This window comes from Herbivorax alkaliphila (genome assembly GCF_030848475.1).
GTDB lineage: Bacteria > Bacillota > Clostridia > Acetivibrionales > Acetivibrionaceae > Herbivorax.
This window is the reverse complement of sequence record NZ_JAVDDS010000006.1, coordinates 24,018-49,835: the sequence shown is the minus strand read 5'-3', so window position 1 is coordinate 49,835 and position 25,818 is coordinate 24,018. Positions and strand designations below refer to the sequence as shown.

Sequence of the window (25,818 nt, the reverse complement as noted above, 5' to 3'; positions counted from 1 at the left end):
CTAAAAGCTTAATCTGCTTTAACTGGCTTAAGTACTACATCTGTATTTTCTTTAGCCAAAGTGAAAAAACTGTTATTACCCATACCAAGTAGAGTTCCATCCTCTTTTAGAACTATTGTAAACTCCCCACCACCTGATACTTCTTTTGCACCTTTTAACTCTTCATTTTCTGCAGGAAGCAACCTATTTTCACTAGTTCCATCTCCTAATTGACCATGTCCATTATCTCCCCACATCCATACTGTTCCATCTTCTTTTATGGCTATTGAATGATTTCTTCCTGCTTCTATATTAACTACATTTTCGAGATTTTCTACTTGAACAGGAGTCCTTACTCTAGCTGTAGTTGTACCGTCTCCAAGTTGGCCTGAACTGTTTCTACCCCAGCCCCATACTGTTCCATCCTCTTTTAATGCCAATACATGATACATTCCAGAAGATATTGCAACAACGTCTTCTATATCAAGCACCTGTTCAGGAAGTAATCCAGTGGTAGCAGTTCGTCCATTACCCAGCTCACCATTAAAATTTACTCCCCAAGCCCATACCGTTCCGTCTTCTTTTAAAGCTATTGTATGGTCTTTACCTACAGATATATCGATTATATCTTCTAACCCGTCTGCTTCTACAGCCAAATCAAAATTATCTTCAAAAATGTTGTGATGACCTTTAGAGCCATTTCCTAACTGCCCCCAATAATTGTTTCCAGAAGAATATACCTTTTGATCCTCACCAATTCCAACTATATGTTTGTCTCCAATACCTATCGTTTCATAATCTTTAAAAATGTCAATTTCTAAAGGTGTAATTTGCGTATTTGATGTACTAATAGCTGCATAAAGCATTACAGTTCCATCCTTCCTGATTACCGCAGTACGACTTTGACCTGTAATAACATCAACAATTTCTGACTCACTTTCAACTTTATAAGGAGTATTTACTATGTCTGAATCAGTACTATCTATTAGCTGGAGACTTGAATTGTCTCCCCATCCCCATAAATCACCCTCTTCATCAAGTGCTATTACATGTCTTAGTCCTGTTTCTACTTTTGTGATTTTTGATGCATTAGGTATGCTTACAGGTTCACTTATAAAGTCTCCACTTCCATTGCCCATTTGACCGTATTTATTATATCCCCAGCTCCACAAAGTTCCATCATATTTTACTACAGCCATGTGTTCTTTTCCAGCTGACAAATCTCTAACAGGTGACACTCCCTCTACCTCAGAAGGAATGTTGCTGGCTTCAATACTTCCATTCCCCAGAACACCCGTTTGGTTATTTCCCCATGTCCATACTGTACCATTATTTTTTAATATCGCTATATATGATTTTGCTATATCAACTTTTCTAATGCCTTCCAATTGTTCATATTTTTCAGGAACATCATAAAAAGACTTTGAATCATCCCCCATCATTCCTGCCTCATTACTTCCCCACATCCACAGTGTTCCATCATCTTTTAAAGCTGCAGATACATTTTTTCCTGCAGAAATGGCTTTTACACCAGTAATATCATCTACTTTTACAGGAATAGAAGATAGATCTCTAGATCCATTTCCCAGTTGTCCAAAGGCACTTGAGCCCCAAGCCCAAACTGTCCTATCCTCTTTGAGAGCCAATACATGGTCATGACCCACTGCTATTTTCTTTACTTCATCTAGTCCCTCGACCTTTACGGGAGCATCTTTTTTTGCAGTTGTACCATCTCCAAGTTGTCCACTGCTGTTGTTACCCCATGTCCATACTGTACCATCATTTTTTAAAGCAACAGAAAAACTCCCCCCTGCAGCTATAGCTTTTATCTCTTCTAATTCATTAACCTTTACAGGAGCTCTCCTTGTTATAGTTGTTCCGTCACCTAACTGATTGTCAACATTTCTTCCCCAGCCCCATACGGAGCCATCTTTTCTTAATGCAAGAGAATGCTCATCACCAGTTGAAACATAAACTATATCTTCAAGCTGACTGACATTAAAAGGCCTAGTTATACTTGTTCCTTCATTTATCCCCAGTTTTCTATTAGTGTTGTCTCCCCAAATCCAAACAGTCCCATCATACCTTAATGCAACTGTATGTGATAGACCACACTCAACCTGTATATAATCATTTTTGTTTTCCTTTGGAAATTCATCTATATCATAGAGGACATATTGTTTTAACAAAGCATAATCAGTTGAATCAATCACTCCATCACCGTTTAAATCAGCTACCCATAAATTTTCTGCCTTCAAACCATCCCCTACGGGGAATCCCGGAATGATTTCTAATATGTATCTTTTTAATAGTGCAAGGTCTGTAGAATCAATTTTGTTATCTCCATTAATATCTCCAATTATACCTGTCGGAATAGTTAATGAAAAATCCTCTTCCTTAGGTGCCCCACTTGCATTTTCTCCTAATACAGCATTAGACATAGAAGATACAAGTAAAAACACACAAATAAACATCATTACAATTTTTTTAAACATTTTTTCTCCCCCTTAATAACGGTAAAATCATTCTATGACAATTTAATAAAAAGTATAGAAAGCACCATCTCATATTATAATATTAATACAATTACAGCATAACTTCAATATTTAATAAAAATTTAGATATTGAAGTATAGCGACAATTTAAATCTGTTTACCTCTATATTTCTATGTTTTTGTATCTTTCTTTGGATATCTTTAATAATATAAAAATACCAGGAACAAGTACCGCTACATCTATAATAAATAAAGTAGTATAAATTAACCATTCATCAGATTTAAAAAAGACAATCATAGTTATGAAGAAAAACCCCATTGCACCTAAAAAACACATTGATACAATTAGTCCGAACAAGCCATTTAAATTAGTTTTAACAGCCTCATGGGGATTTGTCCAATTTAGTTTTGGATGAACCAAATCAATAATCAAATTTATAATTATTATTATGGCACAATTGATTAATGCTAAAAGAAATAAAACTGGTAGTTTTAATATAGATACATTTAAAAAAGCCACCATTAGAACTCCTATTATCAAAATACCTATACATGATACTGCAAGTCCATGCATAAACTTTGCCATTATCTGATATGCAGGTGATACAGGTATAATTTTAGATATCCAAAAACTCTGGCCTTCCCTTGATAGGGCAGTTGAAGAGACAATATTCATGCTTGAAGTCAAAACCATCACAGCTAATCCCCCAATAGAAACATAAATACCAACGCTAGGTTCCTGTGTCATCTCAATTAACCTTCCCATTGAACCTTCACTTTGCGTAAGTATTGTCATTACAAACATTACAGGCATAATAATAATTCCTGCAAAACCGTTCATCATGAAAACAGGGGATCTAAACATTAATTTCCATTCTCTTTTAAACAGAGAGACTAATACGCTTGAATTTTTAAAATGCCTTCTTTTGCTATTCGTAAGTTTTTTCTTTTTTGATCCTTCTCCCTGCCCTGAATAAAATCCTTTATAAAAGAATTTGTTTCCCATCCACAGCATAAACATAAACATTAAAATAGACAGGCAAACAAAAAGCAAAAAATATCCCAGACCTGCTAAACTTTCTTTTGTAATACCATAGGTAGCCCATAGTGCAGGTGGGAAACGTCTTCCTATCATATCAATAAGCCAGACTGGAATCTGTGCAACGTCTTCAATCTCAGAACCATTTCCTCTTAATAGTTTTTGTATATAAAAATTTGCGCCAAGCCCAACTAATAAACTTACAAAACTCATAATTACAATTATAACATCTTTACCCTTTTTTATATTTATAAATCTCATTAAAACTATTACAATTATTGCGGACAAAACAAGGGGGATAATTGGCATAATTAAAATACTCAAAAAAGCCTTTAGCCAATAAAGTATATTCATATTCATTCCTATTCCGTAAATTGCAATGGCCGGTATAACCATGGGAAGTGCAATAACATATTCATTGAACATAATTGTTATGAATTTACTTCCAATAATCTGATATGGCTTTAAAGGCAAAGAAATTAGAAATTCTAAATCCTTTGAAAAATAAAATGCTGATATTATATGAAAAACTCCAAAAAACAATAAAAAGAAACTACTTCCCAAAAAAGCTATTGCAAGAATTGTTTCTGGTTGTCCCTGTTCTTTCAACTTAATATATGTACCCAACATAAACAGCGTAAACAGTAAAAACATGCTTCCAATCCCTAGAAATACTCCAATTAAAGTTAATATGGGTTCCCATAATTTCTTTTTTTCTTTTGTAAACCTGTATTTTAAAGTTGATAATCCAAAGGTTACATTAAGGTTTGTTTTAATCAATTTTAGAAACATTTTCATCTTTCGGTCAACTCCAAAAAAATATTTTCAAGACTATTCCCAACATCTCCCTTTCTTAACTGTTCCAGAGTTCCAATTGCTATAAGCTTCCCTTCTTTTATTATAGCTATTCTGTCACAGAGTTTTTCAGCAACTTCCAATACATGTGTAGAAAGAAAAACAGAATTACCTTTATCACAATGCTCTCTCATTAATTCTTTTAAAAGATGAGAAGATTTAGGGTCTAAACCAACCATTGGCTCATCTAAAACCCATAAGTCAGGATTGTGAATAAGTGCACCTGTTAAAACCATTTTTTGTTTCATTCCATGGGAATAACTTTTAATTATGTCTGTAGCCGCATCCTCTAAATTAAACATTTTTAAAAAATGCTCTATTCTTTCTCTTCTTGAATCTGAAGATATTCCATAGACATCTGACATAAAATTAAGATATTCTATTCCTGTAAGCTTGTCATAAATATCTGGATTGTCCGGCACATAACCAATTCTTTTTTTTGCCTCTATAGCATCTTTACTGTTATCAAATCCATTTATCAAAACACTTCCACTATCTGGATTCACAAGGCCTATAATCATTTTTATTGTAGTTGTTTTTCCAGCTCCATTTGGGCCTAAAAATCCAAATATCTCACCACGTTTGACATTAAAGCTTACAGAATCCACTGCTTTTATTAATCCTTTGTTATAACTTTTAGAAAGATTTTTTATATCTAGCATAATATTGTCCCCTTAAAATATTTAGTCTATATGTTAAGGGTGCATATCATTTTAATTATATACACCCATATATTAATATATATTATCACTTTTTTTAATTTAAATAAACAAAAAAAGTGGAGTAAAACCCCACTTTAAAAAATCTATACTTATTTTAAACCAAAACACAAATACTACAAAACTGTCTTAATGAGTCCAAAACCCTAGTCATCTAAGGGATAGTTTTCTCTTTTGCTATAATGTGTGTGCAAAAGCTCATGTGCCTTGTGGCTTCCAGGCTTACCTAAAAATTCATCATATAGCATTTTTATCTTAGGATTTTCATGAGATTTTCTAATAGGAAGATTTTTGTCTTCTTCATATATTGCCTTAGCTCTTTCAGCCCTTAAGTCAACCCAACTTCTTACATTAGAAGGCTGTATAGGCTGTCCTCCTCCGTTAACACATCCTCCTGGACATGCCATTATCTCAACAAAATGATATTCTGCCTCACCAGCTTTAATTTTGTCAAGCAACTTTCTTGCATTGCCTAGACCATGTACAACAGCAGCTTTTAGTTTAAGATCTGCTATTTCAATAGTAGCTTCTTTAATTCCATCTACACCTCTTACCTGGTTGTATTCAACATTTTCAACCGATTCACCTGTTAAAACTTCAGCTACAGTTCTAAGAGCCGCTTCCATAACGCCACCTGTAGCACCAAAAATAACACCAGCACCTGTAGCTTCTCCCATAGGATTATCAAAATGTCTTTCCGGAAGGTCTATAAAGTCAATTCCAGCCTCTTTTATCATTTTTGCAAGCTCTCTTGTAGTTAAAACTACATCAACATCAGTATATCCATTTGAAGAAAGTTCTGGTCTTTGAGCTTCAAATTTCTTTGCTGTACACGGCATAATTGATACTACAAAAACTTTAGAAGGATTAACCCCCATTTTTTCTGCATAATAAGTTTTCAAAACTGCTCCAAACATTTCATGAGGTGATTTACAGCTTGAAAGATTATCTAAAAACTCAGGGTAATTGTGTTCACAAAACTTAATCCATCCAGGGCTACAGGATGTTATTAGCGGCAATTTCCCTCCATTTTTAATTCTATCAATTAATTCTGTTCCCTCTTCCATTATAGTCAAGTCAGCTGCCGTATCAGTATCAAACACTTTGTCAAACCCTAGACGCCTTAAAGATGCAACCATATTGGTTGTAACCCTAGACCCTATAGGTAATCCGAACTCTTCTCCAAGTGCAACCCTTACTGCTGGTGCTGTCTGAACTACAACATGCATATCTGGATTAGCCAAGGCATCCCACACACTTTCTGTACCATCTTTTTCTCTAAGAGCTCCAACTGGACATACATTTATACACTGTCCACACATGGTACAAGGAACCTCATTAAGTGACTTATCAAATGCTGAAGATACTATTGTCTTAAATCCTCTTTCATTGGTATCTATCACAGAAACTTGTTGAACATTTTTACACATGCTTACACAACGTCTACACAGAATACATTTGTTTGGATCCCTAACAACTGATGGAGAAAAATCATCAAGATCATAATCACTACTTTCTCCCTCAAATCTAATATCCTTAATATTAAGGTCTTCAGCTAATTTTTGAAGTTCACAATTTCTGCTCCTTACACAGGTTAAACATTTTTTATCATGATTTGATAAAATAAGTTCTAGCGTAACTTTTCTAGCTTCCCTTACTGCAGGAGACTGTGTATAAATTTCTAATCCTTCTGAAACTGGATACACACATGCCGCCTGTAAACTTCTTGCACCCTTAACTTCCACTACACACATTCTACAAGCACCAATTTCATTCATGTCTTTTAAGTAGCAAAGAGTAGGTATCTCTACATTGGCATATCTTGCAGCTTCTAAAATAGTATAATTAGCTGGCACTTGCAACTTTCGGGTATCTATAGTAATGTTTACCTTTTCCATTTTAAACCTCTCCTTTCATTAGACATTCTTAAATATAGCTTTGAATGGACATTTATCCATACAAACACCACATTTTATACATTTATCCTGATCTATAACATAAGGTATTTTCTTATCTCCACTTATTGCATCAACAGGACATTGTTTTGCACAAATGCCACAATTTTTACAAGTATCATCATTAATAACATACTGCATCATTGATTTACATACTCCTGCTGGACACTTTTTATCTTCTACATGGGCCATGTACTCATCTTTAAAATATTGCAATGTGCTAAGAACAGGATTTGGAGCTGTCTGACCTAACCCGCAAAGAGCTGATGCTTTAATGTTTTTAGCCAATACCTCAAGTTTCTTTATATCGCCCTCTTCTCCTTTTCCACCAGTAATACGCTCTAAAATTTCATACATTCTCTTAGTGCCTATACGACATGGTGGACATTTTCCACAGGACTCATCTACAGTAAACTCTAAAAAGAATTTTGCGATATCAACCATACAGGTATCTTCATCCATTACAATAAGACCACCTGAACCCATCATGGAACCTAACTGAATTAAGGAATCATAATCAATAGGTGTATCAATATGGCTTGATGGAATACATCCGCCAGAAGGTCCACCTGTCTGAGCTGCTTTAAACTTTTTACCTCCAGGTATTCCACCACCAATTTCATATACAACATCTCTTAATGTAGTTCCCATTGGAATTTCAACCAAACCAGTATTGTTAATCTTTCCACCTATTGCAAACACTTTTGTTCCTTTACTTTTTTCTGTACCCAGACCTGAGAACCAGTCAGCTCCCTTTAGAATAATCTGTGGAATATTAGCGTAGGTTTCCACATTATTTAATATAGTAGGTTTTTGCCACAACCCCTTTACTGCTGGAAATGGAGGTCTTGGCCTTGGCTCACCTCTAAAACCTTCTATAGAAGTCATAAGAGCAGTCTCTTCACCACATACAAAAGCTCCTGCTCCAAGTCTAATTTCCAAGTCAAAATCAAAACCAGTTTCAAATATGTTTTTCCCTAAAAGTCCATATTTTTTTGAATCTTCAATTGCAATTTTAAGTCTATTAACAGCTATAGGGTATTCCGCTCTGACATAAATATATCCCTGATTAGCCCCGATAGCATATCCAGCAATAGCCATTGCCTCAATAAGACAGTGAGGATCGCCCTCTAATATACTTCTGTCCATAAAAGCTCCCGGATCACCTTCATCTGCATTACAACAAACATATTTTTGGTCATTTTCCTGATTTGCTGCAAAGCTCCATTTAAGTCCTGTAGGGAAACCTCCCCCACCTCTTCCTCTTAAACCGGAACTCTTTATAGTTTCAATAACATCATTTGGCTTCATTTCTGTCAAAACTTTACCTAATGCTTTATAACCATCAAAAGCAATGTATTCGTCAATGCTTTCTGGATTTATTACACCACAATTTCTAAGTGCAACTCTAAGCTGCTTTTTGAAAAAATCAGCACCCTCTACAGATTTTTCAACATCGTCATTTTTTTCTCCCTGAAGAAGTCTTTTTACAATTCTACCCTTTAATAAATGCTCTTCAACTATCTCCTCTATGTCTTCAACTTTAACCATTGTATACATTGCACCTTCAGGATAAACTACCATAATAGGTCCTTCTGCACAAAGTCCAAAACAACCTGTCAATACTACTTTAACTTCATCTTGAATTTTACATTTTTTAATTTGTGTTTCCAATTCTTTTATAATTTTATCAGAACTCGAAGCCATACATCCAGTACCGCCACAAACCAAAACATGCGATCTATATAATTGCATTTATAACCCTCCTTTTACAAATATAAAACACACTATTTTTTATCTGCTTCTCCAATTGTGTAATCAACGCAAACTCTACCATTTACAATATGCTCTGCAACAACACGTATTGCTTTTTCAGGAGTCATATCTACATAGGTAACCTTTTCTCCCTCTTTGTCTGTAACTTCAACAATAGGCTCAAGTCTGCACACTCCAATACATCCTGTCATTACTACAGATACATTGTCTATATTTCTCTTGGAAAGCTCATTAATAAACGCATTCATAACAGGTCTGGCACCAGCAGCAATACCACATGTAGCCATACCTACTACAATTCTCATTTCCTTATTTGTTGATCTTAAATTAACTTTTTCCAAGGACTTTTTTCTTATCTCTTCCAATTCAGCCATTGACTTCATCCAAAACACCTCCAAAAATAATCTTTATTCCCTCATCTATATACTCACCTATCCACTTTATCACTTCAAACTGGGTAATGGGCACGTCTCCAATTGCTTTTTTTACATCAATTGAACTAAATGTAAATTCCTCTTTTTTGTTGTCAATTACCAATTTGTATTCAACTTGAGGCTGTGCCATAATAAGAGTTGTCATAGTTTCAGCTACATTCCCCAAAGGAAGCCTGTCAATGTGAGATATCTTAAAACAAGCCTTAACTTCTGTGCCCACACCTTTTTTAGAATTTATGCTAAGTTTGCCAGAAGTACTTTTTGCAGAAGCTTCAAAAAGCGAAATCCCAAGCCCCACCTTTCTGGTAGTTCTTGTTGTTTTAAAAGGATTTTTAACCTCTTTTAAAAAGTCTTCATCCATTCCAACACCATTATCTTTAATCTCTATCTCCAACAAGTCCTTGTCAGAAAGGGCACATATTTTTATATCAATTTTGTCTGCTTTTGCAGAAAGTGAATTTTGTGTTATGTCCATTATGTGTAAAGATAAATCTCTCATTATTCCTTATACTTTTTAATAATTCCTTCAATATCTTCTGGTACAAGTCTTCCATAAACATCGTCATTGATTGTTATAACAGGTGCCAATCCACAAGCTCCTATGCATCTGCAAGCTTCCAAAGAAAACTTACCATCTTCTGTACACTCATCTGCATCAAGCCCTAGCTGCTCTTTAAGCTTGTCTAGAATCTGCCCTGCCCCTTTAACATAGCATGCAGTTCCCATACACACCTGTACTTTGTATTTTCCTTTTGGATTTAATGAAAACTGTGTATAAAATGTCACTACACCATAAATTTCTGAAAGCGAAACTCCAAGTCCTTCAGAAACCTTCTTTTGAACCTCAATAGGTAAATACCCGTATAATTCTTGAGCTTCATGCAACACAGGAATCAAAGCACCTTTTGTATCCTTATGCTTTGCTATAACCTCCTGTAGTTTTTCATCCCTTACATCTACCTTGCCACAACAGCAATTATTTGTGCTCATTTCTTCAATAACCCCCTAACAGACAATTGTTTTGTTATTTTTAAAAAATGTATGTTAACATTTTAACAATAACCGTGATTATTATAACAAATATATTCAAAACATTCAATATGTTTTAGCAAGAATGTTTAATATATTAAAAAATATAGATTTCTCTTTATTTTAGTTATTTGTAGGCTTTTTAGAGTATATGAATCGAAAGATTATTGTATACAGTATTCTTTATGCCATAAAATACAGTTAGTTAAACCTGTAGTACAAATAAGTTTTATTTGAATTTTAAAACAAATTTAAGAAACTAAAAACAAGAGTGATTAAACCACCTTAAGTTTTTAGTTTCTTTTTAACATTTAAGAATTACTTTCTCTTTTTAAGGAATGTCCTCAATTTTAACAATATTCAATATAGAATAACTCCCTGTTGGTTCTTGTATTTCTTGTTCTGTTGGAGTTAACCATGAAATGTAATTATTATTTGTAAGTCGAGCATAACTATTATACTCATCAGACATCTTTATGATATAATTTCTCTTTCTGTCATAAGCATAAGCTTTTCCCTCGGTAGTCCATATAATAAATCTATTGCTCATTTTCGGCCATCCACAGCCTCCTCCTAATCCAGCTTTTTTTATAAGTTTTTTCTGTCCATCTTCAATTAACCACATGTTTCTTTTTATTGTTCTAATACCTTTATCATCATCAAACTCTTGACCTACAACTGCAACTGCTTCACCATCAGTAAGATATTCATGTATATACAAACCTTTATCCGTTAGAGGATTTAAACTATCATCAACTAATTCAGCAATTATGCTAGCTTCCATTAGTTCCTTATCTTGTATCATACCAATATATCCATTTTTACTCCAAGAAGGCAATGCAAATTGCTCGGCTATCTCTTTATAATTTCCAGTTGTAAGATTATATTTCCTGCTTGTTATATTTCTATTCCCGTCTTCATTACAAACAGAAACAACATCTATTAAGAATTCATTTTCTTTTAGTGATGGCTTTGGCGTATGTACCATGATAGATTCTCCATCATCTCGTCGTGTTGTAAAATAGAGTTTAATGTCTTTAGTTTCTCTATTATATGCATATACCTCATAATCTCGACCTGATATTCCCTCTGCAATTCCTTCAACCCAAATTACCCATTCAGAGTTTATGTCAGCATTCCATATCTGCATTGGCCATTCCACTACTTTTATTTTTTCCTCTACACCAGTATATATATCAGTAATTTTCAATGTAGTATCCATTTCATAGATATCACTTTCTGGTTCATCAAACTCCCCTGATAGTAGCTCTCCAGACTCAGAAATCGAATAGTAAACTCGTGATTTTGAAAACTCTTTTTGCATAATTGGCACTTCATCCCACACTTCCTCTATGTATACTTCTTCAATATGAGGGTCACTAATTTGTTCTTTTTCTGGTTCTCCAATATCTGTATTAAAGTTTTCTTTTTGTGATTCTTTATCAATTTGTTCCCTCTCTCTATCTTTACTTAAAATACCTTCTCCCCCATCCTGTTCTTTAGCATCAGAAGGAGAAGGTGCCTCAGGTACCCTCTCCGAACATGCATTAAGTAATATTGTAAGACTTATTATACATAATAATATATAAAAAATCCTTTTTACCATATAATCCCCCTAGAAGAAACACATGATGCTAATATTTCTTTTGTTGTATATAAATTAGGTTCTTCTATTTGGTCAGACCAAGATACAGGAGAGTTATAAGCTGGTTCTGCCCATTGTATGTAGTCACCATCGTTTGCATATCCTCTAACAGCTACCCAATGTGCAATCCGAATGCCTCCAGGGTAGGCCGCAGGCCTGTCCTCGTCAGAAGGTTCAATGTACATGTTTGCTGCTATAGCATGTTCCCAATTATTAACACAAAGTCTTGTTAGAGTTGCCAAAGATTCTGCAGATGGATTTGCAGATACATTATGATAATCTTCTTCATCTATATTGTCATCCAAAACGTTTTTCATTGGATATCCTATTGAGTCTGAAATAAACCAAGGAGTACCTCCAAAATTATCTGTGTCTAACTCATCTGCAAGATCGTGTTGATCTTTTAACACCCTGTGAGATCTCAAAACTATTTCTGCAGTTGCTGGTCCACAATAATAACTATTTGCCTGAGGTATTTGCCATGCCCTCCACAAAGTAGTAAACGATAAATTACGTCCCATTACACTTTCTCTAGTATAACTTATGTTGTTTTGACGATTACTATACCTTTCAGGATATGTTTCTCGAAGTGCAGCCCCTACTACTTCTTCGCTTATTATTCCTTCTTCAGCTTTCCTAAAAAGTTCTTGTATTTTTTCTCGCTTTGGATTTGACACTTCTGGATATTTATCCATGACAAGAGTACCATCACTATCTCTTATTTCATTTCTTGCACTAACGGATAAATTACAAACAGAAATTGTTAAACAAGTAAATAATATTATTGCACAAAACTTTTTCATTACTATCGTCCTCCAATCTTATTGTAATAATATAGCTAATACTAAATTAATCAGCAATGCATTTACAATTGTTTGAATTTAATTCAACAACCAATACAAATTAAACATGCATGTTTAAAAAGCTTTAATAAAATTATATATATATATATTGTCAATGCTTTTTTGTTATTTAAACTTTATTTTTTCTCAATATCTATTTAAAAACATTTACTCCTCTTTTTTATAACTTTTAAAAAATCTATATATGTATAATGACATAAATGCTTTATATATTCAACCCTAACACTAATTTTTATAAAATATTGTTTATTTGACCAAGTTGTATTTATATTTTTCCTTAGCAACCTAATGTGCTTATGAGACACTCTACGCTCATTTCTTCAAGCTCAATAAAATTTACAGGTTCTTGTATTTGTTCTAAACTATGAGAATCAGAGGACTGAATAAATTGATATTTTTCATATTTTTTATCATTACTATATTGTTGCTTATTGCATTTTTTTGAAATTTCTAAGAATTTAATATTTAAATTATCTGGTACCATACCAAGATTTGAAACTATACTGTATGAATCCCTGTCAATATGGGCAGGTATCACAATACCATCTAGATTGGAAACTTGCTGGATTGCTTCTTCAATACCAAAATTTGCAGCTGTCAATAAAAGTCTTTCCACATGCTTTATAACATTATCTTCTTTATCTATGACAATTTGCTCTCCAAAAATATCCTTTCTATTTTTTATATCTGGAAGTGAATTATATACAATTTCCTGCATTTTTAGGGCATCATCTATGCATTTAAAAAGGCAAATCAGATGAACCTCTTCTCGGGTTTCTAACTCCATGCCTGGAACTGCTATAATACCTTTTTCCTTTGCACACTCCATTACTGCTAGGCAATTTTCAACTGAATTATGATCAGTAACAGCTATAATATTAAGTCCTTTTAAATAAGCCATATTTACAATATTATTTGGGGTCATTTCATTTTCGCTGCATGGTGAAAGTGCTGAGTGAATATGCAAATCATAATAGGCTTTCATAAAATTTTACCTGCTTCACATGCTATATTAAAAGCATTTTTTTCGCTACTTAAAATAGCAATTCCTTCTTTTGATGCTTTATTTACAGTTGCTTCTTCAACTGCGATATTTTCGGGTATAATAATACAAGAAATTTCAGCCAACAAGGCAACTGCTACTATATTCATATGTGTGTGAACTGTAATCCATGCATCTCCCTTCTTTGCCTTAGACATTACCCAGCTTAATAAATCACATATATACATACCTTCTACTTCTTTGTTAAGATTATTTGTATCTGTCAGCACTTTCATCCCCATATGTTTTGCAAATTCTTCAACTTTCATTTTCAAGCATCATTCCTTTCTCTTGTGCTAAAGGCACAAAGATTTATTTACTTAGAATCTTTATCCATAACAGGAGGCATTTTAGCCCCTAATTCCATCATTTGAAGTGTTAAGTCTCTAACCTTTTCTCTTAGTTTAAAAACGCAATCAGTTTCATTTGCACTACCTCTTACAATATCTTCAGATAGAGCTCTGCAACTAGGTGCTCCACATGCACCACAATCAAGACCAGGAAGCTCTTTGTTTATTTTTTCAAGTTCTTCAAGCATCTTCATGGCTACAGAAAAATCTTTGTCAAGTTTCATAACAGGTCTATATTCAAAGTCTCCTTTCCATACCAAATCGTAATCATACTTTTCTTCATAATTAGCACTAAAGCCTTTACTTTTAGCTTCATCAATAATTTTTTTAATCCTTGTCTTTGCAACATAAAGATTTTCGACTACTAAAGGACCGCCAAGACACCCTCCTTGACATGCAAGAGCTTCAACAAAATCAACATCTTCCAGTTTATCATCTTCTAACTGTTCTAAAATAGTAATTACATTATGAATTCCATCAACTGCAAGAAAATTATCAGTACCCAACGCAATACTTTCTCCACCTGAATTTGCCCATCTTACTCCGATAAAACCTGATTTTTCTAGGTTTTCAGACTCATCTAAATCATTAAGATTATTCAAAGCTTTTATATAAATATCTTCTATAGACAGGGCTCCATCAACATGTGATTTTTCTTTTTCATATGGTGCCTTAATACTTGTAACTTTTGCTGCACAAGGAGTTATAAAAAATACTCCTATATCTTTAAATGGAATATTCTCACTCTTTGATATTTCATCTTTTACTATCTTTGCAGCAAGCTCCATAGGTGATTCCAACTTTAAAATGTTATCAATTAAACTTGGAAATCTCACCTGTATAAGTCTTACAACAGCGGGACAGGCCGATGAAATCATTGGTTTTTTATGATTTGATTCTTCAATAAGTCTTTTTGTTTCTAGTGTTATTATCTCAGCAGCTTTTGCAACTTCATAAACATGATCAAAGCCACACCTTTTCAATGCCGTCAAAAGATGATTTCTTGACTTTACAGATTTAAACTGACCATAAAAAGACGGTGCAGGTATCGCAACTTTATATTTAAAATTGTTTATACTCTCAAATGAATCTGTAATTGCTTTCTTTGCATGATATGGACAAACCTTTATACACTCTCCACAATCGATACATCTTTCATTTATTATTCTTGCCTTACTCTTTCTTACCCTTATTGCCTCGGTTGGACATCTTTTAATACAGTTTGTACATCCCATACATTTACTTTCATCTAAAGTAACTGAGTGAAAATATTTACCCATTTCATCTCCCCCCTTACGGCTAAAAAATCTACGCTCAGGCAAGGAATATTGTAATTTCTACAGTTGTACCCTTCCCCACTTCTGTTATTATATCAAATTTATCAGAATATCTCTTAATATTAGGCAAGCCCATTCCTGCCCCAAAACCTTTCTCTCTTATTTCATCAGATGCTGTTGAATAACCTTCTTCCATTGCCATATCCACATCAGGTATTCCAGGCCCTTCATCTTTTATTTTTATCACTATTCTTTCACTGTCTATTTGAACAAAAGCACGTCCTCCACCTGCATGAATAACAACATTCATCTCTGCCTCATACATTGAAACAGCTGTTTTTTTAACTGCCTGTGGTGCAACTCCAAGTTGCCTCAACATTTTTTTTACACTGCTAGACGCTTCTCCAGCAGCTGCAAAATCATCGGCAGGTATAACAAATTCCTTACTCATTATACCTTTACTCAATCCCAAACACCTCTTCCTGTTATTCCTGCACTGTAGAGCTTGCCACATGCAATAAACATTGGATGTTTTGTTGTCAATATAGTCATACCCATTTCCCGTGCTAAATTAATTATATTTTCCTCTGGTTTCTTTCCCCTTACAAAAGCAATAACATTAATATCCATCATTTCTGCTGTTCTCACAACTTGAGGATTAACAAGACCTGTTAGTAAAATAACATTTTCCTTTACATAGGCCATAACATCACTCATTAAATCTGCCCCGCAAGCTGAATTAATTTCCGTATCCATATTTTCGCTTCCAGTTACAATCTCAGCTTCTAAGACATTTATTATTTCTCTTATTTTCATATATGAACCACCTTTTTTCTCTTTATACGATAATATAATTATAACACATTGTTAAAGATATAACAATGTGTTTAAGTGAAGGCACCTATAATAACACGCACCCTTAAGTTTAAAATGAGACTAAGTAAAACCTATCCGTAAGGCATCCACCTTAAGGACGGTGGCTTACGACCAACCTAATAATTATTTCTTTTCTCATAACTATCTATTTGTAAAAACAACTATCTCCAATAAACTCCCTTATTATTGAGTTTATTGGAATTTCCTTTGAATCTATTGATAAAAAGTTTCCTAAAAACTCAATAAGCCTTTTTGCTTCTGAATATTCCGGCTGAGATTGATCAACCTCCATCAGCAAAGGCTCTGCTAATATTTTTAAAACACCAAGCTCAAATATTAGTGATGAATTAAACATTACATCACTCTCTTCTTGGAAAGGAAAAATATTTTTTTCCTCTCCCCTTCTTACAGACGGCCATCTACTTATGGTGTTTACAGCACTGCAACCTCTGAATTGATGATCTCTCACTATTCTCCTTATAAACCTAGTATCTGTAGTAGGTATTCTGTTATGATCATCAATATTCATAGAAGTTAATGCACTTATATATATTTTAAACTTTTTGTCCTTTTTAATTGAAGCAGTCAGCTTATTATTCAAACCATGTATACCTTCAATTATAAGGAGCTGATCGTCATCAATTTTCAATTTTCTTGTATATTCTTCTCTACATCCATTTGGAAAATTAAATATCGGAATGTCAACTTCCTTACCCTGTGTAAGCTCAGACAAATGCTGATTAAAAAGTTTTATATCAATTGCTTCTAAAGCTTCAAAATCATAATCACCATCCTCATCTTTAGGAGTATTTTCTCTATTTACAAAATAATCATCTAAAGACACTGTAACAGGTCTTAACCCATTTACTCTAAGTTGTATAGAAAGCCTGTGAGCAAAGGTAGTTTTACCTGAAGATGATGGTCCTGCAATTAATACTACTTTTTTCTTGTGTTTATTAAAAGCTATCATGTCTGCAATCTGTGCAATTTTTTTCTCATGCAAAGCTTCTGAAATACGTATAATTTCATTTACACAGCCTTTTTTTATCATATCATTCAATGAACCAACATTAGCAGCTCCAAGTATCCGCACCCAGTTTTTATATTCTTTAAAAATACTAAAAAGTTTTTTCTGCTCTTTAAATTCAGGTATTTCATCAGGATTAGTCTTCTGAGGATATAACATTATCAATCCTGAATGATAGTACTTAAGTTGAAATTCTTTCAAATATCCCGTATCAGGAACCATATATCCATAAAAGTAGTCTTCAAAGCCATCACAGTCATATATAGTTACATATGGTTTATTTCTATGTTGTACTGCGTAATATCTATCCATTCTGCCAATATTTTTAAACATTTCACTGGCATCCTCTAAAGACATTATCTTTTTTATAAAGGGAATCCTTTGTTTTACAAGTTCTCTCATTCTTTCTTCTATCATTTCCACTTCTTTAGCATTAAGCTCAGTTTTCCCTTCAACTTCACAGTATATACCTTTACTTATAGAATGGCATATTACAACTTTTCTATCGGGGAAAAGATCATTTACAGCCTTTATTAATATAAAATTTAAGCTTCTCCTATATATCCTCATTCCATCATCATAAGTCAAATCAATAAATTCCACTCTGCAACTTTCATATAGATGATAGCTTAACTCCTTTATATCATTATTTACTTTTGCAGCAACAATTGTGGATTTGTAATTCTCTTCACAATCTTTGCTGAGTTCAAGAAGAGATATACCCTCAAAAACTTCTCTCTCGCTATTATCAGGAAACATAACTTTAATTACATTTAGATTGTTTTCTTCCATAATATTAACCCCTTATTTATATATAGTAGTACTAAAGAAATATTCATTCAATATAAAACTATTCTATACTTAAAATTAAAAACCCTCTTTTTTTGTCAAGAAACAAAGTAACCTTTTATTTATATGAACAAAATGTAATATATTGAGTTTTTTAGAGTATTTAGTAGTTTCTTTTTTTATACTGTGCTAACTATATTTTTGAGTTTTTTTGGTGCATGTTATTTATGTGAATGAAAATATGGAAGAAACATTGTGGAGCAAGTTGTAGAGCGTGTTAATACGACGAAAAAGGGGAGAGCATTGTTTGAGCGATAGCGAGATTTGCTAAGGCTCCGAGGAGTATTTACAGGCTCTAAACTGCGTAACTTTAGTTTCTGGAATATTGTTCTTCACATTAATATATACACCCAGTTTTTCTAAATATATTTACATATTTATTCTGTTATGTTACACTTTTAATAATTAAAATCTTAAATGGGGAAATTTTATATGACTATTTCTTTTCAAAGTATTATACTTTGTTCTATAATAATTATAGTTGCATTTTTACTAATAGGATTTTTTGTTTTAAAAAAATTGTATCGGAATAAAATAATTATGGTAACCTCAATAGTAATATCCGTATTGGCTTTCTCTTATTTTTTTAACAACAACTTCAATAAAAAAATTGATTCTATTTACACACCAATTGAATATGATGAGAAGTATAATTTTGAAATTAAAAAAAATGTATCCAACTTTATGGATTCATGGAGTGAACTGTATTCATCTATTAGTCAAAGTACAAATGCATATAAGCTATATTTTGATAAATTAGTGGTTTTTATAGATGTTGACAATAAAAATGTTTATAAATCAATCTCTTATACATTAGATGTTTTTACAGATGAATCTACTGTTCGTGTAATTAATATTCCATCTTTTAATTCAATAGATTTCTCCCAATACCCGCATAATCAAAATAATGTTGATTTTTATAGAATACCTACTCAAAAAGTTATGGAAACTTTAGACAATGTAAATATAGGCAAATATATTGATAAGTATGTTAATGAATATATAAATGAACATGACGAAAAAGAAATACTATTAACTATTGCAAACCTATTATACTCTGATTATTTGTTTTCTCAAAATCCTCAAAAATTATATTTAATTAAAGACAATATTGTCACAGAAACTGAAACACCTGTTAAAATTGATGGTTCAGTGCTTCGAATTACTTTGCAAAAAAAAGGAGAACCAGTAATTTCTAAACCCAAATTTGAATTCATTTATTTTCTAGAATAATTTTTAATATATAAATATTTGTTAATCTCTACACTCTTTCCTTAATATAATTTTTATTTTCGTTCCTTAAATTATTTGACAGGGTCTTAGCCAATAATATAAAATAAAACCTGTTTGAAAGATTAAAATATGTAGTATGAGGTAAAAATATGGACTTAAAAAATGTTATTTTTAAAGAAGTAAACAGGCGAAAGACTTTTGCCATTATATCGCACCCTGATGCTGGTAAAACAACTTTAACAGAAAAGCTTTTACTTTATGGAGGTGCTATAAGACTTGCTGGTTCTGTCAAGTCTAGAAAGTCAAGCAAATATGCGGTTTCAGACTGGATGGAAATCGAAAAACAAAGAGGTATATCTGTTACATCAAGTGTTATGCAATTTGAATATGAGGGACACTGTATAAACATACTTGATACTCCAGGTCACCAAGATTTCAGTGAAGACACATACAGAACTCTTATGGCTGCCGATAGTGCAGTAATGCTTATTGACGGTGCCAAAGGTGTGGAGGCACAGACAATAAAGCTTTTCCATGTCTGTAAAATGAGAGGCATTCCAATATTTACTTTTGTAAACAAAATGGACAGAGCAAGCAAAGATCCATTTGAACTTATGGAAGAAATAGAAAAAGTTCTGGGAATAGGCTCATATCCTATGAACTGGCCAATAGGTACTGATGGAGATTTTAAAGGAATATATAACAGGGAATTATCTCAAATAGAATTGTTTGAAGGTGGTAAACATGGGCAAAGCATCATTTCATCTACTAAAGGTAGCGTAGATGATAAAATATTTTTAGATCTTCTAGGAGAACACCACTATAATAAACTATGCGAAGATATTGAACTTCTTGACATGGCTGGGGATAAGTTTGACAAAAAAAAGTTTTTCACTGGTAATCTTACCCCTATATTTTTTGGAAGTGCCATGACCAATTTTGGAGTACAACCATTTTTAGAAGAGTTTTTAAAGCTTGCTCCAAAACCAGGTATTAAAGATTCCTCCGAAGGTGAAGTTGATTCAGAATCAAATAAATTTACAGGCTTTGTATTTAAAATACAGGCAAATATGAATCCTGCTCACCGTGATAGACTGGCATTTATAAGAATTTGTTCAGGCCAATTTAAAAAGGGAATGTCGGTATATCATGTTCGAGAAGAAAAAAAAGTAAAGCTCTCTCAACCTCAGCAGTTTATGGCACAAGATCGTGTTATAGTTGAAGAAGCGTATGCTGGAGACATTATAGGCCTTTTTGATCCTGGAATCTTTCGAATAGGCGATACTTTAAGCGAAGGAAATCCTAAATTAGAATTCGAAGGAATACCTGTTTTTCCTGCCGAACACTTTGCAAGAGTGACGCCTGCTGATACAATGAAGCGAAAGCAGTTTTTAAAAGGCATTAATCAGCTTGCAGAAGAAGGGGCTGTACAAGTATTCAAACAAATTGATATAGGTATTGAAGCACTGATTATAGGAACTGTAGGTGTATTGCAATTTGAAGTATTAGAATACAGGCTAAAAAATGAATATGGTGTAAACTTAAGAATTCAGCAACTCTCACATAATCATGCTCGCTGGATATCAGGAAATGAAATTGACCCAAGAGATCTCATTCTTACAAGTTCAACTATGATTGTTCAGGATGAAGACGAAAGATATGTTCTTTTATTTGAAAATGACTGGGCAATTGAATGGGCAAAAGAAAAAAATAGTTCCCTCCAGCTAAATGACATTGGAAAAAAGGATATGTAAAATTAGACTTTGACAGGCTGTTTTAATTTAAAAATAATACAGCCTGTTTTTTTGTGTTTTTAAACATGATTATTAATTATAAAAAATGGGAACAATCTTTAAAATACCAAGCTTTAGGATAACTACCTATATGTAATAGCAACAACAAAAATTTTAACTGTAATATAAAAGACAATAGAGGTGATAAAGAGTTGGATAGAAAAATAGAATTAAAAGAAATAAATATGCTAACCTTTGTAATTCAAACAATGATAGGAGTAAGACTTCTGACTCTTCCAAGAGATCTTGTGTCAATAGCTACTAATGACGCCTGGTTGTCTGTTGTTGTAGCAGGAATTCTCTCATTTTTTCTAGGTTATTCTTATTATTGGCTGGGTATAAGATATAAGGGGCTTAATATATCTCAAATAATGGAGCAGGTTTTAGGCAAAATAATAGGTAAGATCATTCAAATAGGTATTGCCCTATACACACTTTTGTCTGTTGGACTTTCTGCAAGAACTTTTGGAGACAGCATACAATTATTTCTACTAGATAAAACCCCTGTAACACTAGTAATACTATTAATGATATTTGCATGTGTATGCTGTGTTTGTAAGGGATTAAAAACCATCAGTATAATTATAGATATTTTATTGCCCTTTATTATCTTTTTTTTATTCTTACTGCTTATGCTTTCATCTACAAATATGGAAAGCAAAAATCTCCTTCCTGTCCTTCATAAAGGCGTTACTCCTGTCCTGGAAGGATATATAGAAATTGTCCACCCCTTTTTAGGTCTGGGAGTGATTGGATATGTAATGCCCTATTTTAAAGAACCCTTTAAGACAAAAAAATGGATTTTTACTGGAGTTTCTATAGTGACATTGTTTTACTTAGCCATAGTGATGATGTGTATTATGGTGTTTAGTATTCATAAAATTAATGAACTTGTTCATCCTACAATTATTTTATCAAAAACCATACAGTTAGAAAACCCATTATTTGAAAGAGCTGAGAGCATTTTTATTACGGCATGGATTCCCATAACATTTTCTACTATGACACTCTATTATTATGCTTCTGTTTTAAATCTAAAAGCTCTTTTTGATACAAAAAAACATAATTTAATGATATATATTCAAATACCGCTTTTGATTTTCATTGCCTTGTATCCTAAAAATGTAATCAAGGCATATCAGTATTTAAAAATTAACAACTATTTAGCACTTGCATTGGTTATCATAGCTCTCCTGTTGCCCTTTATATCAATTTTAAAATCTAAAAAAGGAGGCAAAAACGTTTGAAAACAAAAATTTTCACCTTAAAAGCATTGTTTTGTATAATTGCACTTTTTACTATACTTTTTACTATACTTTTTACCACAGGGTGCTGGGATTACACTGAAATAGAAAGTAGAGGCTATGTATTGGGAATTGCAATTGATAAAGCAGATCCCGCCCCTGGAAAGGACGATTATCTTTCAAAAAGAGATATTGACCTAATAAAATTAATGGAGGGAAGACAAAAGTATGCCTATACCATTCAAATTCCTATTATTCCAAGAGGACTTATAAAGCCATATGGTGCAGGTGCAGGTGGAGGAGAAGCAACCCAAAAGAGAACATGGGATCTTACTGTATTTGGACATTCTTTCTTTGAAGCCAACAGACAGTTTTCTACCAAGTTAGATTATCCTCCTTTTTATGAACACCTTAAAGTCATTATAATAAGTGAAGAAGTTGCAAGGGAAGGTATTACTGAATCATTAGATGTAATGTTAAGAGATCATGAAATGAGAAGACGAACAAGATTATTTGTTACACCTGAAAGTGCAAAAAAAGCACTTGAAGTTGTACCAAATATAGAAGATTATTCATCTTTATATTTGGAAAAACTTCCCCTAAATGTTTTTAAGGTTAATAGAATGCCTCATTTGACAGACTTAGGAGAACTCTCCCAAAACATTCACAGCAACGTAGATTTTGGACTTCCTTGGATTATTGCCACTGATACTGAAATTAAAATTGTAGGGACTGCTATTTTTAAGCAGGAAAAAATGGTTGGACTTTTAGGAGAATTAGATACATTCTATGGTAAATGGGTTAGAGATGCTATAGAAGGCGGAGTTCTTCTAATTGAATCTCCAATGGCACAAAACGAATTGGTGGCTCTTCAGATAAATACAGGTAAAACAAAGGTGAGACCTGAAATCAAGAATGACAAAATAACGATGAATATAAAAGGTAAGACCACAATGACTGTTGTTGAAGTTACAAACATAATTCAGAACTATGCTTTTGAAAATGAATCTTTGGAAGTATTTGAGAAAAAGGCTAAAGAGAAACTAGAAAATGGAATAATAGAAACTGTAGAATATGTTCAAGAAGAATATGGAGCAGATGTATTTCATTTCAATGTAGCTTTGCAAAGATATGCTCCATCAGCATGGGATAAAATAGAAGATCAATGGTATGATATTTTTCCTGAAGTTAAATTAAGTGTGGATTTTGATGTAAAAATTCTTGACACTGGACTTGTCAAGTAGGGGAGGATATTATGAATTCAAACAATAATTTTAGTAAAAAAAGATTACTTAAAAGAGCTAAGGTATCCAAAGAAGATAATTGTTCACAAAAATACCAATCTATCTCAAAAAATATAGAAGATAATTTAAATAGATTAAAGAAAACTTTTAAACACTGTGAAGATATTATATACAGACCTATTGCTACTGAAGAAAATACTGAAGGTTTTTTACTTGTATATATAAATTCAATGATTGATAAAAACATGTTAAATGAAAATATTTTAAAGCCTTTGCTAAAGGATATCTCTTTTATTGATGATATAAAATCATCCGAGTATCACCAAATAGCAAAAAGAGTTCTACCTGTTTCAGATATTAAAGAAAGTCAAAATTACAATTGCCTCCTGCTTCCTCTACTGTCAGGAGACATACTTTTATTTACTCAATGTTCTAAAACTGCACTTATTATTCCTTCTAAGACATCAGAGGGCAGAAACATAATGCCTTCTAGTGCCGAAAGAACTGTAGGGGGACCTCAGGATGCATTGGTAGAAAGCATTGATAAAAACATAAGTTTAATTAGGGAGAGAATACAAGATTCTAAACTGGCAGTTGAATTTTATAACTTGGGAAGCAATACAAATACCGATACAGCAATTCTTTATTTAAATGGAGTTGCACGAACTGATATAGTAAAAGAAATTAAGGAAAGAATTTCTAGCATAAAAACCAGCTCTGTTTTGACAAGTTCTCAAATAGATCAGATGATACAAAGTCATAAATGGAGTGTATTTCCTCAGACTTTGCCAACTGATAGACCAGACAAGCTTGCAGCTAGTATATTAGAAGGAAGAGTTGTTATAATTGTCAATGGAACCCCTTTTGCCCTAATAGCTCCTGTTACTTTTGCTATGTTTTTTAACAGTAGTGAGGACTATTTTGATAGAACTATTGTTACTTCACTTATAAGAATTGTAAGATATGTTTGTTATATCTCTTCAGTATTTTTACCAGCTTTATATCTTGCACTGACATCCTACCATCCCGGCATGCTTCCAACCCCTCTTGCACTTTATATTACAGGTGCAAGGGTAGGACTGCCTTTCCCCTCACTAATTGAACTTATCTTTATGCAATTTACTACAGAAGTGCTTATTGAAGCCTCTGTAAGACTTCCTAAGGCTATAGGACAAACTGTAGGCATAGTTGGAGGCCTTGTAATAGGGCAGGCTGTTGTACAGGCAGGTTTGGTAAATCCTTTGATTGTTATTGTTGTCTCTCTTACTGCACTAGCTACTTTCATAATTCCTGTCTATAATTTTGCATTAAGCACAAGAGTTTTAAGAGCAGTCATGATAATAGCTGCCGCAACTCTAGGTTTGTATGGAATTGTAATGGCAGGAATTTTTCTACTTATCCATCTGTCATCAATTGAAAGCTTTGGCATAAGGTATCTAGAAGACTTTTCCCCATACAGCATTAGTAAACTAAAAGACACTTTAATAAAGGCTCCACATAAATATATAAATAAAGCTCCCGAATACTTAAAGGAGAAAACAAAAAAGGAGTAAGTTACAATAATTAATAAAATCCAAGTAGGTTATTTAAAATAATATTAGTTTTTCTTTTTATACCCATAACAAAAACCTTTTGATTAAATGTTATCAAACACTAATCAAAAGGTTTTTACCTGTGTAATGTCTGCCCTTATGGACAAGCCACCTTTATTATCTTGGTGAGCCATGAAGGAATCGAACCTTCGACAGCTTGATTAAAAGTCAAGTGCTCTACCGACTGAGCTAATGGCCCTTATGGCTGGGATGCAAGGATTCGAACCTTGGAATGCCAGAGTCAAAGTCTGGTGCCTTACCCCTTGGCTACATCCCAACGATTAATGGGGTGAATAATGGGATTCGAACCCACGGCCTCCAGAGCCACAATCTGGCGCTCTAACCAACTGAGCTATATCCACCAAAAACGTTCCTCAAAAATAGGCACAACGATATTTTAAGACAGATACAACTAAAAGTCAAGCATATTTTTTATTTTTTTAAATATTTTTTTATTTGCTTGTAAAAAACCTGTAATATAAGGCTTTCAGTTATATGGTAA

The 25,818-nt window shown here is 33.1% G+C and carries 21 protein-coding genes and 3 tRNA genes; 5 read left to right on the top strand and 19 right to left on the bottom strand.

From position 1 onward, the window contains the following. Positions 1 to 8: 8 nt before the first annotated feature. From RBH29_RS03390 to RBH29_RS03315, 16 genes are all read right to left on the bottom strand, one after another. Positions 9 to 2,474 carry an RCC1 domain-containing protein gene (locus RBH29_RS03390; protein ID WP_306695143.1) on the bottom strand — a complete coding sequence of 822 codons (2,466 nt, stop codon included), beginning with the start codon at positions 2,472 to 2,474 and terminating at the stop codon, positions 9 to 11. A 163-nt stretch (positions 2,475 to 2,637) separates the two neighbouring features. Next, positions 2,638 to 4,311 (bottom strand): putative ABC transporter permease subunit, encoded by a 1,674-nt coding sequence (locus RBH29_RS03385; RefSeq protein ID WP_306695142.1) that lies wholly within the window; start codon positions 4,309 to 4,311, stop codon positions 2,638 to 2,640. Then, a complete protein-coding gene (locus RBH29_RS03380) occupies positions 4,308 to 5,030 on the bottom strand; it encodes an ABC transporter ATP-binding protein (RefSeq protein ID WP_306695141.1) in 723 nt (240 codons plus the stop codon). The genes RBH29_RS03385 and RBH29_RS03380 overlap by 4 nt, the downstream gene beginning before the upstream one ends. 203 nt (positions 5,031 to 5,233) lie before the next feature. Further along, positions 5,234 to 6,985 carry an NADH-dependent [FeFe] hydrogenase, group A6 gene (locus RBH29_RS03375; protein ID WP_306695140.1) on the bottom strand — a complete coding sequence of 584 codons (1,752 nt, stop codon included), beginning with the start codon at positions 6,983 to 6,985 and terminating at the stop codon, positions 5,234 to 5,236. 18 nt (positions 6,986 to 7,003) lie between these two features. Continuing rightward, positions 7,004 to 8,797, bottom strand: coding sequence for an NADH-quinone oxidoreductase subunit NuoF (gene nuoF, locus RBH29_RS03370; RefSeq protein ID WP_306695139.1), 1,794 nt, complete (start codon positions 8,795 to 8,797; stop codon positions 7,004 to 7,006). Between the two features lie 32 nt (positions 8,798 to 8,829). Then, positions 8,830 to 9,201, bottom strand: a complete 372-nt coding sequence (locus RBH29_RS03365; protein WP_306695138.1) for a (2Fe-2S) ferredoxin domain-containing protein — start codon at positions 9,199 to 9,201, stop codon at positions 8,830 to 8,832. After that, a complete protein-coding gene (locus RBH29_RS03360) occupies positions 9,185 to 9,751 on the bottom strand; it encodes an ATP-binding protein (protein ID WP_306695137.1) in 567 nt (188 codons plus the stop codon). Before RBH29_RS03360 ends, RBH29_RS03365 begins: the two co-directional genes overlap by 17 nt. After that, on the bottom strand, positions 9,751 to 10,242 hold the full coding sequence (locus RBH29_RS03355) for an NADH-quinone oxidoreductase subunit NuoE family protein (RefSeq protein ID WP_306695136.1): 492 nt from the start codon (positions 10,240 to 10,242) through the stop codon (positions 9,751 to 9,753). Before RBH29_RS03355 ends, RBH29_RS03360 begins: the two co-directional genes overlap by 1 nt. Positions 10,243 to 10,612: 370 nt before the next feature. Then, the gene (locus RBH29_RS03350; RefSeq protein WP_306695135.1) at positions 10,613 to 11,887 is read right to left on the bottom strand and encodes a hypothetical protein; all 1,275 of its coding nucleotides are present in this window, start codon (positions 11,885 to 11,887) and stop codon (positions 10,613 to 10,615) included. Then, a complete protein-coding gene (locus tag RBH29_RS03345; RefSeq protein WP_306695134.1) occupies positions 11,881 to 12,729 on the bottom strand; it encodes a C39 family peptidase in 849 nt (282 codons plus the stop codon). Before RBH29_RS03345 ends, RBH29_RS03350 begins: the two co-directional genes overlap by 7 nt. A gap of 337 nt (positions 12,730 to 13,066) precedes the next feature. Then, entirely contained in the window at positions 13,067 to 13,774 is a 708-nt protein-coding gene (locus tag RBH29_RS03340) for a PHP domain-containing protein (RefSeq protein WP_306695133.1), read from the bottom strand. Further along, positions 13,771 to 14,100 carry a DRTGG domain-containing protein gene (locus tag RBH29_RS03335; RefSeq protein WP_306695132.1) on the bottom strand — a complete coding sequence of 110 codons (330 nt, stop codon included), beginning with the start codon at positions 14,098 to 14,100 and terminating at the stop codon, positions 13,771 to 13,773. Before RBH29_RS03335 ends, RBH29_RS03340 begins: the two co-directional genes overlap by 4 nt. 47 nt (positions 14,101 to 14,147) lie before the next feature. Continuing rightward, the gene (locus RBH29_RS03330) at positions 14,148 to 15,461 is read right to left on the bottom strand and encodes a [Fe-Fe] hydrogenase large subunit C-terminal domain-containing protein (RefSeq protein WP_306695131.1); all 1,314 of its coding nucleotides are present in this window, start codon (positions 15,459 to 15,461) and stop codon (positions 14,148 to 14,150) included. Positions 15,462 to 15,495: 34 nt separating this feature from the next. Beyond that, the gene (locus RBH29_RS03325) at positions 15,496 to 15,924 is read right to left on the bottom strand and encodes an ATP-binding protein (RefSeq protein ID WP_306695129.1); all 429 of its coding nucleotides are present in this window, start codon (positions 15,922 to 15,924) and stop codon (positions 15,496 to 15,498) included. After that, a complete protein-coding gene (locus tag RBH29_RS03320; RefSeq protein WP_306695128.1) occupies positions 15,921 to 16,274 on the bottom strand; it encodes a DRTGG domain-containing protein in 354 nt (117 codons plus the stop codon). The genes RBH29_RS03325 and RBH29_RS03320 overlap by 4 nt, the downstream gene beginning before the upstream one ends. Before the next feature lie 205 nt (positions 16,275 to 16,479). Continuing rightward, entirely contained in the window at positions 16,480 to 18,153 is a 1,674-nt protein-coding gene (locus RBH29_RS03315) for a nucleoside kinase (protein ID WP_306695127.1), read from the bottom strand. Between the two features lie 489 nt (positions 18,154 to 18,642). Here RBH29_RS03315 and RBH29_RS03310 point away from each other — a divergent pair, with 489 nt between their 5' ends. The 5 genes from RBH29_RS03310 (at position 18,643) to RBH29_RS03290 (ending at position 25,277) form a co-directional block, all read left to right on the top strand. Then, on the top strand, positions 18,643 to 19,443 hold the full coding sequence (locus RBH29_RS03310; RefSeq protein WP_306695125.1) for a hypothetical protein: 801 nt from the start codon (positions 18,643 to 18,645) through the stop codon (positions 19,441 to 19,443). Between the two features lie 149 nt (positions 19,444 to 19,592). Continuing rightward, positions 19,593 to 21,197, top strand: a complete 1,605-nt coding sequence (locus tag RBH29_RS03305) for a peptide chain release factor 3 (protein WP_306695124.1) — start codon at positions 19,593 to 19,595, stop codon at positions 21,195 to 21,197. Between the two features lie 191 nt (positions 21,198 to 21,388). Continuing rightward, entirely contained in the window at positions 21,389 to 22,483 is a 1,095-nt protein-coding gene (locus RBH29_RS03300) for a GerAB/ArcD/ProY family transporter (RefSeq protein WP_306695123.1), read from the top strand. Continuing rightward, a complete protein-coding gene (locus RBH29_RS03295) occupies positions 22,480 to 23,724 on the top strand; it encodes a Ger(x)C family spore germination protein (RefSeq protein WP_306695122.1) in 1,245 nt (414 codons plus the stop codon). The genes RBH29_RS03300 and RBH29_RS03295 overlap by 4 nt, the downstream gene beginning before the upstream one ends. An 11-nt stretch (positions 23,725 to 23,735) precedes the next feature. Continuing rightward, positions 23,736 to 25,277 carry a spore germination protein gene (locus tag RBH29_RS03290; protein ID WP_306695121.1) on the top strand — a complete coding sequence of 514 codons (1,542 nt, stop codon included), beginning with the start codon at positions 23,736 to 23,738 and terminating at the stop codon, positions 25,275 to 25,277. 162 nt (positions 25,278 to 25,439) lie between these two features. On the opposite strand, the gene RBH29_RS03285 is transcribed toward RBH29_RS03290, so the two are convergent. From RBH29_RS03285 to RBH29_RS03275, 3 genes are all read right to left on the bottom strand, one after another. Next, positions 25,440 to 25,515 (bottom strand) — tRNA-Lys (locus tag RBH29_RS03285). A 3-nt stretch (positions 25,516 to 25,518) separates the two neighbouring features. Next, a tRNA-Gln gene (locus RBH29_RS03280) sits at positions 25,519 to 25,593 on the bottom strand. Between the two features lie 8 nt (positions 25,594 to 25,601). Beyond that, positions 25,602 to 25,678: transfer RNA gene (locus tag RBH29_RS03275), tRNA-His, on the bottom strand. Positions 25,679 to 25,818 lie beyond the last annotated feature (140 nt).